General features: G+C 62.4%; 10 protein-coding genes. 9 read left to right on the forward strand and 1 reads right to left on the reverse strand.

Annotation, left to right across the window (positions count from 1 at the left end; all coding sequences use genetic code 11):
• The 9 genes from ML401_RS26700 (at position 1) to ML401_RS26740 (ending at position 9,497) form a co-directional block, all read left to right on the forward strand.
• Positions 1-945, forward strand: coding sequence for an AraC family transcriptional regulator (locus ML401_RS26700; RefSeq protein ID WP_285807499.1), 945 nt, complete (start codon positions 1-3; stop codon positions 943-945).
• Between the two features lie 100 nt (positions 946-1,045).
• Positions 1,046-1,354, forward strand: a complete 309-nt coding sequence (locus ML401_RS26705) for a hypothetical protein (RefSeq protein WP_285807500.1) — start codon at positions 1,046-1,048, stop codon at positions 1,352-1,354.
• 119 nt (positions 1,355-1,473) lie between these two features.
• Positions 1,474-2,691, forward strand: coding sequence for an NAD(P)/FAD-dependent oxidoreductase (locus ML401_RS26710; RefSeq protein WP_285807501.1), 1,218 nt, complete (start codon positions 1,474-1,476; stop codon positions 2,689-2,691).
• Between the two features lie 90 nt (positions 2,692-2,781).
• Positions 2,782-3,693 (forward strand): MBL fold metallo-hydrolase, encoded by a 912-nt coding sequence (locus tag ML401_RS26715; RefSeq protein WP_212067518.1) that lies wholly within the window; start codon positions 2,782-2,784, stop codon positions 3,691-3,693.
• A 118-nt stretch (positions 3,694-3,811) separates the two neighbouring features.
• On the forward strand, positions 3,812-4,600 hold the full coding sequence (locus ML401_RS26720) for an acetoacetate decarboxylase (protein WP_285807502.1): 789 nt from the start codon (positions 3,812-3,814) through the stop codon (positions 4,598-4,600).
• A gap of 32 nt (positions 4,601-4,632) precedes the next feature.
• A complete protein-coding gene (locus ML401_RS26725) occupies positions 4,633-5,811 on the forward strand; it encodes a patatin-like phospholipase family protein (protein WP_212067520.1) in 1,179 nt (392 codons plus the stop codon).
• Between the two features lie 34 nt (positions 5,812-5,845).
• Positions 5,846-6,997, forward strand: a complete 1,152-nt coding sequence (locus tag ML401_RS26730) for an HlyD family secretion protein (protein ID WP_285807503.1) — start codon at positions 5,846-5,848, stop codon at positions 6,995-6,997.
• 21 nt (positions 6,998-7,018) lie between these two features.
• Entirely contained in the window at positions 7,019-8,635 is a 1,617-nt protein-coding gene (locus ML401_RS26735; protein WP_285807504.1) for an MDR family MFS transporter, read from the forward strand.
• A 79-nt stretch (positions 8,636-8,714) separates the two neighbouring features.
• Positions 8,715-9,497: a 3-hydroxybutyrate dehydrogenase gene (locus ML401_RS26740; RefSeq protein WP_285812750.1), complete on the forward strand. Its 783-nt coding sequence runs from the start codon at positions 8,715-8,717 to the stop codon at positions 9,495-9,497.
• Between the two features lie 1,711 nt (positions 9,498-11,208).
• Here the strand turns inward: ML401_RS26740 and ML401_RS26745 are convergent.
• Positions 11,209-13,113 carry an adenylate/guanylate cyclase domain-containing protein gene (locus tag ML401_RS26745; RefSeq protein ID WP_285807505.1) on the reverse strand — a complete coding sequence of 635 codons (1,905 nt, stop codon included), beginning with the start codon at positions 13,111-13,113 and terminating at the stop codon, positions 11,209-11,211.
• Between the last annotated feature and the right edge of the window lie 312 nt (positions 13,114-13,425).

A 13,425-nucleotide genomic window follows, 5' to 3' on the forward strand; every position in this document is an offset into this window, starting at 1 on the left:
ATGAAGAGACCGGTCGACAACGATCCCCTGGAGGCCCTGCTGGCCGCACCCGGCCGCGAGGCTCCACCGGACACCCAGCAGCGCGCTGCCGAAGCGGAGATGGCGCGCGTCTTGAAGACTGCACCGCTGCAGGTGGCGTCAGACCCCTCCAATGGAGCCATCGCCCATTGGAAGCATGGGGCCCTGCACGACGTGGTCGAGCCTATGCGTGACCACGTCATCATGACCTACCCCACCGGCGTTCAGCGTCTGGAACGGCGCACCGGGAGATCGGCTGTGACCGGGACGGCGCGTTCGGGAGTTGTGACGATCATTCCGGCTGGTTCAAGCGCCAGATGGGATATTCCCGGCGCTGTCGATGTCATCCAGCTCTATCTTCCACACATGACGCTCGAACGCGTGGCTCGCGAAGCCGGCGCTTCCGCTCCCGGCGATCTTCTGGAACGGACGGGACATCCCGATTCCATCACATCCGGATTGCTGATGAGTGCCGCGGATGTGCTGGAGGGCAACGCGACCCTGGATGCCCTGTTCAGACACCAGCTGACAGATCTCCTGACCACACGTCTGTTGGCTGCGCATACTGGCGAGTTGGTCATGTTCGAACCGATTATGGGTGGGCTGTCCCCACATGCTCTGCGTCGCGCGATCGAACGCCTGCGCTCGGGCAGCGATGCCGACGTTTCGCTCGCTGCGCTGGCATCTGACGCCGGCCTGTCGCGCTTCCATTTCTGCCGCGCCTTCAAGGAAAGCACCGGGCTCTCGCCGCACGCCTGGCTGCGCCAGCAGCGGCTCGAGCGAGCCATGAACATGCTGTGCGATACCGATACGTCGATCGAGGTGGTGGCCGCAGAACTCGGTTACGCATCGCAGACCGCATTTACGGCGGCGTTCAAGAAGCTGACCGGCGACACGCCGAGCCAATGGCGCCGTCGCATGCGTTAACAGCAATCTCTCTGCAACCGCGTCAATCGCGCTGGCGCGGCCGCAGCTCCGATCCCGTAGATTTGCGGTATCGAACATCGACAACGGACGGAGACGAGCAATGGCCTGGAAGCACTGTGTCGCCCTCCTTGCAATTGTGCCGCGACGCCGGGTCATCGCGACCGCGCTGGTGTACGGACTGTCACTCAGCGTCCGCTTTACCTCGGCAACGGGGGAGGAAGTCGAAATTCCGATCCCGTCGACAACGTCGATCATGAGCAGAGCCGGGGTCTCCATCTTCCACGATGACTGGCCCTTGAGGCCCAGCGAGGCGATCGCCTTTCAATTTCGCCGGGCGGCGGTTTCCCGTGGCTGTCACGCAGGGTGCGAGCGTCCCTCCATGATGACGCCGGGCTGCACCGCGCCTTAGGCGCTCGACCAATCCATTTCACGCCTTCGCGTCATCGCCGATCGCGACAAGCCATTCCGGATGCGGGAGCGGCAACGGTGACGCGCGAGTCCGAGAAGTCAAACCAGAGGAGTAGACACATGCGATTAGTCATCATCGGCGCCGGCTTCGCCGGCATGTACGCCGCACTTTCCGCCGCCCGCCTGCGCGACATCCAGGGCGTCTCACCCGAAGAGCTCGAGATCGCGCTGGTCGCACCCGAGCCGACACTCGTGGTTCGCCCGCGACTCTATGAACCGAAGCCCGAGACCCTGACGGCGCCCCTCACGGATGTCCTCAAGGCTGTCGACGTTGTCTATGTGCAAGGCAGCGCGGAGACGATCGACACCAGGTCTCGCACCGTGGAAATTGTCGGCGCCAAAGGTGCGAAGAGGAGCCTTTCCTACGATCGGCTTGTCGTGGCCACCGGCAGCCGGCTGTTCCGTCCGGACATTCCGGGCCTCGCCGAACATGGCTTCAGCGTCGACAATCTCAATGATGCTATGACCCTCGACCGGCACCTGCACAGCCTGGCCGATCGGCCGGCGGTAAACGGGCGCGACACCGTCGTCGTTGCCGGCGGCGGATTCACCGGAATCGAGGCGGCGACGGAATTGCCGGCGCGACTTCGCGCGATCTTCGGCAAGGACATCAAGCCGCGCGTCATCATCGTCGACCGCAACAGCGCGATCGCTTCCGCCATGGGCGAAGGTCCCCGCCCCGTTATCGAGGACGCCCTGCACAAGCGCGGCGTGGAGACCAGGCTCGGCGCCGGCGTCGCCTCGCTCGACCAATCGGGCGTCACGTTGACGTCAGGCGAACACATTGAGGCCGAGACCGTGATTTGGGCGGGCGGCATTCGCGCAGCTCCGTTGACTGCACAGGTCCCCGCCGAGCGCGACAATTCCGGCCGGCTGCTCGTCGACCGTGATTTGCGCGTGCCGTCGGTACCCGGCGTGTTCGCCACAGGCGACGCCGCCCGCGCCGCCTGCGATGATGAGGGCAATTACGCATTGATGTCGTGCCAGCATGCCACGCGAATGGGCGCCTTTGCCGGCCATAACGCCGCCGCCGAGCTGCTCGGCGTTCCGACCAAGCGCTACCACCAGGAGAAATACGTCACCTGTCTCGACCTCGGCGAAGCCGACGCGGTGTTCACCCGCGGCTGGGAGCGCGAGGTAACGATGGTCGGCGACACCGCCAAGAAGACCAAGCGGGAGATCAACACCGTCTGGATCTATCCGCCGAAGGCCGAGCGCGCTGCCGCTCTTGCCTCGGCCGATCCGGAGCGTGTCGGCGATGTCAGCGGCTTCTTCTAGACCGTCACGCGAACCGGCCGCGCTCCGCGCTGGCTGCACGGCCTACCCGAACAAGACCAGCCAGCACCAACCATGTAACAGGAGAGAAATATGAACCTGCACGACCCCTCGTACACCGGCAACAAGGTGCCCGATGAATTGGTCCCGTCGCGTTACGCGCTGCGGATCGGCGAGATCGACGTGATGGTGGTCAGCGACGGCGTGCTGACGCTGCCGGGCGCGATGTTGGCTCACAACGCGGCACCCGCCATCCGCGCGGCCTGGCTGAAAGACAATTTCCTGCCACCGGACGCCTTCGATTGGGCGCTCAACGTGGTCGTGGTGCGCAGCGGCGGCCGGACCATCCTGATCGACGCCGGGATGGGTGCGGAGTTTCCCCTTCCTCGGGCCGGACAATTGATCCATCGGCTGGAGGCCGCCGGCATCGATCTCGCCTCCGTGACCGACGTGGTGCTTACCCACATGCACATGGACCACGTTGGCGGACTGCTCGTCGAAGGCGTGAAGGAGCAACTGCGCCCGGACCTGCAGATCCACGTGGCGGCCGCCGAGGTCAAGTTCTGGGAATCGCCCGATTTCTCCCAGGTTTCGATGCCGGACGGTTTCCCGGATGCGCTTCGCGCGACGGCCAAACGGTTCGCGAAGGAGTACCGCAGCCAGCTTCGGCTCTTCGAGGATGAGCACGAAGTGGCGCCGGGCGTGGTCATTCACCGCACCGGCGGTCACACCCCCGGGCACAGCATCGTCCGCCTGGCGTCCGGCGGCGACCGGCTGACGTTCGCCGGCGACCTCGTGTTTGCCGTCGGGTTCGAACACCCCGACTGGCACAACGGCTTCGAACACTACCCCGAGGAAGCGGCCCGCGCCCGCACCAGCCTTTTGCGCGAGCTGGCGGAAACCGGCGGGTTGCTGGTGGCCACGCATATGCCGTTCCCATCCGTCGGCCATGTGGCCGTGGCCGGCGACGCCTTTCGTTGGGTGCCTGCGTTCTGGGACTACTGATCGCTTGTCGGGTTAGTGCCGGCAGGCGCGCCCGGTCAGCGCTTCGTCCGATACGGGCCGCGTTTCCCGCGCCGAAGCGCGGCCCGCGCAACCACACCCCTCCTGGAGCTCGACCTCGATGAAACACGAGACCCTGCGCGCGAGCGCGTTTGCGATGCCGCTGACGAACCCGGCCTTTCCGCCTGGCCCGTATCGCTTCGTCAATCGCGAGTACTTCATCATTCAGTACCGAACCGATCCCGAGGCGTTGCGCCAGATCGTGCCGGAACCGCTCGAACTGACCGAGCCGGTGGTGAATTACGAATTCATCCGCATGCCCGACTCCACCGGCTTCGGCGACTACACCGAAAGCGGCCAGGTGATTCCGGTATCCTTCCGGGGCGAGACCGGCAGCTTCACGCACCAGATGTTTCTCAACGATCATCCGCCGATTGCCGGCGGGCGCGAACTCTGGGGCTTTCCGAAGAAGCTTGCGCAGCCGAAACTCGCCGTCGAGACCGATACGTTGGTCGGGACCTTGAACTACGGTTCGGTCCGGGTTGCCACCGGCACCATGGGCTACAAGCACCGCACGCTCGACACAGCGCTCGAAGCCCGAAAGCTCGCAGGCCCCAACTTCCTGCTCAAGATCATCCCTCACGTCGACGGCACGGCGCGCATCTGCGAACTGGTGCGCTACCACCTCGAAGACATCAACGTGAAGGGCGCGTGGACCGGGCCCGCCGCGCTGGACCTCTATTCGCATGCGCTGGCTCCCGTCGCCGAGCTGCCGGTTCTCCAGGTGTTGTCCGCCAAGCACATCGTTGCCGACCTGACGCTTGGGCTCGGCAACGTGGTCCACGACTACCTCGCCCCTGGCGCTGCCGTGCGTGGACCAAGGGTTCTGATCGAAGCGAATGCCGGCTGATCGGATCGACCATCATGCAAGGAGTTCTGGCAATGCTGAACGTGATACGCGAACGGACCAACCCAACGCCACAACAGCAAGGCAACGCGCTTCCCTACGACGTCGTCGCCCTCGTGCTGCAAGGCGGCGGTGCGCTCGGCGCCTATCAGGCAGGAGTCTATGAGGGCCTGCACGAGGCCGGCATCCGGCCGAACTGGCTGGCCGGCATTTCGATCGGTGCGCTCAACGCTGCGATCATCGCGGGCTCGCCTGAAGGCGAGCGGGTACAGCGGCTGCGTGAATTCTGGGAGACCATCTGCGCCTTTTCGATCGAGTGGCCCGCCGGCGAAGGGCTCGCCAATGCACTGCCGTTTGCGTTCGACATCAGCTCGGTGCGCAACGCGCTGGCGGCGACCCGGGCCCTGGTGCAGGGCCAGCCCGGCTTCTTCAAGCCGCGTTTCCCGCCGCCCCTCTGGTCCCCGTTCACGGGCGATGCAGCGACAAGCTTTTACGACACGGCGCCGTTGCAACAGACGCTGGAGCGACTGGTCGACTTTGACCGCCTGAACTCGGGCGAAATGCGCGTCAGCGTCGGCGCGGTCAATGTCCGCACCGGCAACCTGACCTATTTCGACACCGCTGAGCGCCGGCTCGGAGCCAAGCATTTCATGGCTTCCGGCGCCCTGCCGCCCGGATTCCCCGCCGTCGAAATCGACGGCGAGCACTATTGGGACGGCGGCGTCGTGTCCAACACGCCCCTCTCCCGCGTGCTGTCCGGCGAGCCGCGCGACACGCTGACGTTCCAGATCGATCTCTGGTCGGCCAGGGGCCGTGTTCCCCATGACATGATGGAAGTGTCGAGCCGCCAAAAGGACATTCAATATTCCAGCCGCACGCGCGCCATCACCGACCACATGACGCGGATGCAGACAATGCGTCAGGCGCTGCAGCGGACGATGGAGAAATTGCCGGCAAGCGCAAAGGACGATCCGGAAATCCGCGCCATTGCCGACCTGGCCCGCCATCGCTCCTACAACATCATCCACCTGATCTACCAGTCCAAGCTCTACGAAGGCCACTCCAGGGACTACGAGTTCGGGTTGAGCGCGATGCGCACGCATTGGCAGAGCGGGCTGGATGACATCCGCCGCACGCTGGCAGAGCCACGACGCCTCGACCGACCGCCCCCCGAACTAGGCATGGTCACCCACGACGTCCATCGCCGCGACTGAGCTTCAACGCATCCTGCAGATTTGGGAGAACGCCGTGTCCACACTTGCTTATGCCGATGAGCAAAAAGCCAAAACCAGCCTTCGTCCCTCACGGCAGGCGATTAAGCGTGCGGCCCTGGTGCTGGCGGCGGCGCTTGGCGTCGCTGCGGCCGCCACGTTCGGCCACTACTACTTCACCACCGGCCGCTATCTGGAAACGACCGACGATGCCTATGTCAAAGCCGACTCCACGATCGTCGCGCCGAAGGTTTCGGGCTATATCGGCGAAGTCCTCGTTGCCGACAACGAGCCGGTCAAGGCCGGGCAGTTGCTGGCGCGAATCGACGATCGCGACTTCAGGGCCGCACTCGATCAGGCTCGCGCCGATGTCGCCGCGGCAAGTGCCGCGGTGCGCAACCTCAATGCGCAGATCGAATTGCAGGAGCCGGTCATCCAGCAACAGGCTGCCCTGGTCGAAGCCAGCGAGGCCGCGCTGAAGTTCGCGCGGGAAGAACAGGCCCGCTACGACGGCCTGATGAAGTCCGGTTCCGGCACCATTCAACGCGCGCAGCAGACCGACGCGGCGCTGCGCGAAAAGTCCGCCCAGTTGGCCGGCGAAAGATCGGCATTGATCGCCGCCAACAAGCGGATCGAGGTGCTCGCCACCGAACGCGCCAAGGCGGCGGCCCAGCTCGACCGCGCCCGCGCCGTCGAGCAACAGGCGGCGCTCAACCTGTCCTATACGCAGATCACCGCGCCCGTAGCAGGTACGGTCGGTGCGCGCTCGCTACGCGTGGGCCAGTTCGTGCAGGCCGGCACGCAGTTGATGGCGGTGGTTCCGCTCGATGCCGTGTACGTCATCGCCAATTTCAAGGAGACCCAGCTCACCCATGTGCGAAACGGTCAGCCGGTCGAACTGACCATCGACGGTTTCCACGACATCAGGCTGCGGGGCCGTGTCGACAGCCTCTCGCCGGCCAGCGGCCTCGAATTCGCGTTGCTGCCGCCCGACAACGCCACCGGCAACTTCACCAAGATCGTGCAGCGCGTGCCGGTCAAGATCGTGCTCAACGATCACGATCTGAAAGGCCTGCTGCGTCCGGGCATGTCGGCTGAACCCACGATCAACACCAAGTCGGCGGCCGTTGCCGCGCGTGAAGCGAAAAAGCGCCTCGCCTCGCGCGGCACGAGCGCCACGGCTGAATGAATCCGGGTCCTGGAGAGTGTCATGAGCACGCTGCAAACCGCTGCCGATGCAAACGCCGCCGGTGAAGGCCGGACAACGGCGGCGCCGGCGGATCCCGCCGTAACCGCAAAGACCTGGATCGCGGTGGGCGGCGCGACACTCGGCGCCTTCATGGCGGTGCTCAACATCCAGATCGTCAATGCCTCACTCGCCGACATCCAGGGCGCGATCGGCGCCGGAACCGACGACGGCGGCTGGATTTCGACCTCGTATCTGATCGCCGAGATCGTGGTAATCCCGCTCTCCGGCTGGCTGGCCCAGGTGTTCTCGATCCGGGTGTATCTTCTCACCAATGCGATCCTGTTCCTGCTGTTCTCGGCGGCCTGCGCACTGGCGCAAAACCTGCCGCAGATGATCGTATTGCGCGCGGTGCAGGGCTTTACCGGCGGCGTGCTGATCCCGATGGCATTCACGCTCATCATCACACTGTTGCCGAAGGCGAAGCAGCCGATCGGGCTCGCGCTGTTTGCGATCTCCGCGACGTTCGCTCCCGCAATCGGGCCAACGATCGGCGGCTATCTCACCGAGAACTGGGGCTGGGAGTATATTTTCTACGTCAACCTGGTGCCCGGCACCGTGATGATTGCGATGCTGTGGTTCTCACTCGAGCCCGCCTCGATGAATCTGTCGCTGCTTGGCAAAGGCGACTGGCCGGGCATCGTTACGATGGCAATCGGCCTGTCCGCGCTGCAGACGGTGCTGGAGGAAGGCAACAAGGACGACTGGTTCGGTTCACCCTTCATCGTCAAAATGTCAGTTATCGCCGCGGTCGCGCTGTCCGCCTTCCTGTGGATCGAATTGACGGCGAAGAAGCCGTTGCTAAATCTGCGGCTGCTGGCTCGCCGCAATTTCGGCTTCGGCATCCTTGCCAACTTCCTGCTCGGCATCGCGTTGTACGGCTCGGTGTTCATCCTGCCGGTCTATCTGTCGCGTATCCAGGGCTACAACGCCGAACAGATCGGCATGGTGCTGGCGTGGACCGGACTGCCGCAATTGCTGTTCATCCCGCTGGTGCCGCAACTGATGCGGCGTTTCGATGCCCGGATCATCATCGGCATCGGCTTCGCGCTGTTCGCCGCCTCCAATTTCATGAACGTCCGCATGACCAATGATTACGCTACCGACCAGTTGTTCTGGCCCAATGTCGTTCGTGCGGTCGGTCAGGCGTTCGTGTTTGCACCGCTGTCGGCCGTCGCTACGGCAGGCATCGAGGCCGAGAACGCCGGCTCGGCCTCCGGCCTGTTCAACATGATGCGCAACCTCGGCGGCGCCGTCGGCATCGCACTGTTGCAGACGTTGCTGACCAAGCGCGAACACTACCACTCCAACGTGCTGATGCAGTCTGTCTCGATGTTGGAACAGGCGACGCAGGCGAGGGTCGAGAAGCTGACGCAATATTTCATCAGCCACGGCGTGATCGACCGCAGCGATGCTGCGCACCGGGCCTATGTCGCGATCGGCAGGATCGTGCAGAAGCAGGCGTTCATCCTCGCCTTCAGCGACATGTTCTTCCTGCTCGGCGCCGCGCTGATCGTGGCACTCGCGGCCTCCATGTTGCTGAAAAAGCCCGGCCAGCTCGATGCCGGCGGCGCCCACTGACCATCCGTTCAACCCGCACCCCAGGAGTACGACCATGAACCCGCGCATGAATCTCGACCAGGCGTCGAAAGCAATTCCGATGTTGAAGGGCAAGGTGGCAATCGTCACCGGCTCGACCAGCGGCATTGGACTCGGAATTGCGCGCGAACTCGCGCGGCTCGGCGCCGACCTTGTCTTGAACGGCTTCGGCGAGTCAGGCGAGATCGAGGCGATCCGCAACGGAATCGAGAAAGACCACGGCGTGCGCGCCGTCTACGACGGTGCCGACATGTCGAAAGCGGACGCCGTGCGCAGACTCATTTCCGCGACGATCGAGAAATTCGGTCGTCTCGACATCCTGGTGAGCAATGCCGGCATCCAGTTCACTGCCCCGGTCGATGAGTTCCCGGCTGCCAAGTGGGATGCAATCCTCGACATCAATCTGTCGGCCGCGTTCCACGGCATTGCGGCAGCGGTGCCTCAGATGAAAAAGCAGGGCTGGGGACGGATTATCAACATTGCCTCGACCCACGGACTCGTCGCTTCAACACACAAGGCTGCCTATGTCGCGGCCAAGCACGGACTGGTCGGCCTGACCAAAGTCGTCGGCCTGGAGACGGCAGGAAGCGGCGTCACCTGCAATGCGGTCTGCCCCGGCTGGGTGCGCACGCCTCTGGTCGAGAAGCAGATCAGCGACATGGCCACGCAACGCGGCATCAGTCAGACGCAAGCCGTCGAGGAACTGCTGTCCGAGAAACAACCGTCGCTCGACTTTGCCTCGCCGGAGCAACTTGGAGGCACCGTGGCCTTCCTGTGCTCGCCGGTAGCAGACCAGATTACGGGAACAACGATCGCCGTCGATGGCGGCTGGACCGCGCAATAGCCGGGAGTCGAGCCATCCGGCAGACAGTCGAAATCGGAGCAGCCCAAGATGTATTTGCCCGCGAGAGGCTCCCGCGCATTCCCGAGCGCACCGGATTCGGCGGGTGATGCAGCACAGCTGTCGCGTCTGGAGACGCGGCTGCCGCTGTTGCTCAGCATGATCGCCGGAACGGTCGGCTCCACCGATCTCCCTTGCCGGGACACTTGAACGGCCGCGTTCAATTATCTAGCCGCGGTCGCGCAATGCCAGCCGTGCCGAGCTCAGGGACTGAAGCCCCTCACACGAGTTGTCGCCAGATTTTTTTGATCTCCGGTGCACACGTCGTGCAACGCCACTCCCGCTCCAGTCCATCATTGGAGAAATCCGGGACCAGCCCAACCACCAAACATCCCGGCTGCTTAGCTATGCAAAGAGCAGCCCATCGCGCGCTGGCTGGTCTTTCAAAACAAACATCGTTTGAGAAATCAGTTACTCAAACGGTCTTTCTCGCCAAGACCTTGATATGGTGGGCGCACCAGGGCTCGAACCTGGGACCCGCTGATTAAGAGTCTCATGTTTTATAAGAAGCTACAAAACCTTAGCTGTAAAAGATCGCTTCGACAGGGCTATATGGATCAATAGGTTACAGCCGAATTGTAAATCGTAGCTGGCGTTTGCCGACCTCCGCCCCTTGCGTCCCGAACGTAAGTAGCAAACGAAAAGATCAATCGAATCAACGAAGTTTGCTCGTGATCGACCACCTTTTTGGCTGCTTGTTCACGGGGTTTCGGTGGTCAAATGGTGGTCAGGTTTGCGATCGTCTCAGCGAGGCTGTGGCCCCCTCAGGTAGCAGTGGAATTGATCCAATTTCAGACCTTCCATTTTCTGAGGAAAGTTTTCCAGGCAACGACCTCCCCTCTCTTCCGGCTAACTCATCCTGACCAAGGATGGACGTACATGACGGCGTCACTAGATGAAGCAGCGAGTTGCACGGGCCCGAGACTACTCAGCAAGTCTCAAGCTGCTGGCTACTGTAATATTTCGCTGAGCACCTTCTCAAGTTGGGTTCATCCGGGAAGTTGCCACCACCACTCCCAGGAACAAGGCGTTGGGACGTGAAGGCCATTGACCTCGCATGGACAAGATGAGCGGGCTGCAACCAAAATCCGAAACGTCCGCTTAGACAAATGGAGAGCAAGACGTGGACGTCTCGACGAAGTGGATGGTGATATCCTTTACGTATACGCGCAAAATGAGAGCGCAGCGGCTGAGATGGAAGACGAGTTCGCACTGCACATTTCAATCATTGCCTCGAAGATCCTCGAACGAGAGATCAATGTAGTGCTCGTGCTCCCGCGGCAGCTCATGAAATCTGATCGGTAGTGGCCCACAGACCTTCCGGACCAGGTCAACAAGATCGCCCCTGTATCTACTCTGTGCACGCGAGAACATAAGTTGGGCTAAGGATCGCGTCGACCCTCGCCCATGGGCGGGCGCGGAGTGAAAATCGGGCGCAGACGTTGATGCAAACGGATTGGATCGGCAGAACTTGGGATACGCACGCTGTATCACGACCAGAATGAGCCTGGGTCGGATACGAATCAAAAACGCCTTTAGCGGATGTCGAGGTGACGTCCTCTTCGGGCCACGAGCATAAGTTGCACTCCGGTACGATCGGGTTGAAAGACACGGCCGGTCGAACTTGAGCGTGGCCAATCTCTAAGCGATTCTTTCATTCTGGAAATCCTGCCTTCCGGAGCCCTTCCGCGAACCGTTCGTTGTAGGTCACCCAACCCGCACTGTTTGCCAATGCCAGTTGCTGGGTTTGGAACTGGGCGATGGTTTTGCTCCTGGCCCGGCCATCGGCGAGATAGGCCTTGAGCACCTCGCCTGCCTGGGTTTGCTGCCCATTCAGGGCCGATGCCGAGATCAATATCAAACTTACATAGGGGTCATGGTACGGGGCCAGCGCCAGCGATCGGCGCGCCGATTCGATCGCATTACCGTCCTGACGCAGGATAAAGAAGGCCTCGCTCTTTATCGCATAAAACCCCGACAGGAATGGGTCGCGCGGGCTCAACCGGATTGCCTTTTCAACCGTCTCAATTGATCGGTCCGCCCTGGTCAAAAAGTTGTTCGCGACGCCAATCACAATATAGCCGTCCATCGCACTGGGATTGAGGGCGAGGGATTTTTCTGCTTCGACGATCGCCTCCTCCTGGCGGCCTACGGCCGTCAGGACCCAGGCCTTTGCCGTGTGACCGCTGGCGACGTTGGGATCGGCGGCGAGCGCCCGCGACGCGAGTTCGTCTGCCTGCTTGATGGCCTCTTTCGGGTTGTCGCTCTGCGAACTGACTACCGGGTAAATCGTGGCAAAGGCCAATAGACTAAGCGCAAGCGCATTTCCGCTGTCGAGCTGTAACGCGCGCCGACAAGGGCCGATGGCCTCGAAATCCGGCGATTTAATCAAGTTGGAAACGCATTGCAGGGCGAGATCCTGTGCCTCCAGATTTCCAGGGCGCGTCCGCATCGCGCGCGCAAGTTCAACATCGACGAACTGAAGGGACAGCGCGCGTAAGAGGCGAATGACAATCTCATCCTGCATCTCCAGCAAATCGGAACGATCCGCATCGAACTGGTCTGCCCAGATGTGTGCGCCCGTTCCAGTGTCGATGAGCTGGGCGTTCACCCGCATCTTGCCGCCGCTATACTGCGCGCTCCCTTCCAGCGCATGACGCACACCAAGCTCCTTGCCGACCTGCTTTACGTCCACCGGCTTGCCCTTGTAGGTGAACGCCGTGCTGCGCGCGATCACGAAGGCTCCTTTGACGCGCGACAAAGCCGCCGTCAGCTCCTCCGTAATGGCGTCGGCAAAATAGTCCTGGGCGGGGTTGCCACTCAGGTTCACAAACGGCAGAACCACCATCGAAAAGCGCGACGAGTCGGCAGCGGATTGCGGCGCTCTTGCCGATTTGATGCCAAACCAGAGCCCACCCGCGACCAGTATGATCCCCGAAACGCACGCGGCGAGCAAGGCGCGGTTCATTCGGTATCGGGACGATCGCGGTGCTTCCAACGTAGAAGGAAGCTCCGGCAAGGAGGCCACGGCGTCGACGCCAAGGGCATAGACGCGGATGGGGCGGGAAATATTCTTGACCGTCTGTTCGCCCTTATCGACAAACAGGTACGGAACCTTGTCGCGCACCTGGTCATAAGCGGTGCCGGAAATGCTCAGCCCGCCCGGATCAGCCAGTCCCTCCAGCCGCGCGGCCACGTTGACGCCGTCGCCGTAAATATCATCGGGCTCCACGATCACGTCGCCCAGATTGACGCCGATGCGAAATTCGATCTGCCGATCGTTCGTGACGTCGGCGTTACGCTCGCGCATGCGGCGCTGGATCTGCACGGCGCAGCGGACGGCATCAACGACGCTCGCGAACTCGACGAGTGCGCCGTCACCGGTGTTCTTGATGATCTTGCCGTGGTGTTGGCCGATCTGCGCGCGGATCACCTCGCGCTGCAACACGCTCAACCGCCGGTGGGTCTCCTCCTCATCCAACCCCATCAGGCGTGAATAGCCCGCTACGTCAGCGACCAAAACCGCAGCTAACTTGCGCTCGACACGCTGCCGGACCATGAAGCCGCCCTCTACGCCGTCACAGCTTGAATTGTATCAGGCCGAAGCCCGTTTTCCAGAGCTCGCGACTTCCCAAATGGGTCATTCGCGTCGATCTCGCTGCGTTCTCCGCACGTCCGATGCCGCCTCAATTGCCGCCATGCTGAGCTCGACAGTCCTCCTTCCTGAGGACCAAAAGCAATCACTACAGCTTCTTACATCGTGGCATCGGCTTTGCATTTTGACGGCTTTGCATGCGACGCTCCGCCTCCGGATATTTCTCTTGCAGTCTGGCAGGCCTACTTCCCTAACCACATCATTCGCTACTATTGA

The sequence above is a fragment of the Bradyrhizobium sp. 62B genome (assembly GCF_030272265.2).
In the GTDB taxonomy this organism is placed as follows: Bacteria; Pseudomonadota; Alphaproteobacteria; order Rhizobiales; family Xanthobacteraceae; genus Bradyrhizobium.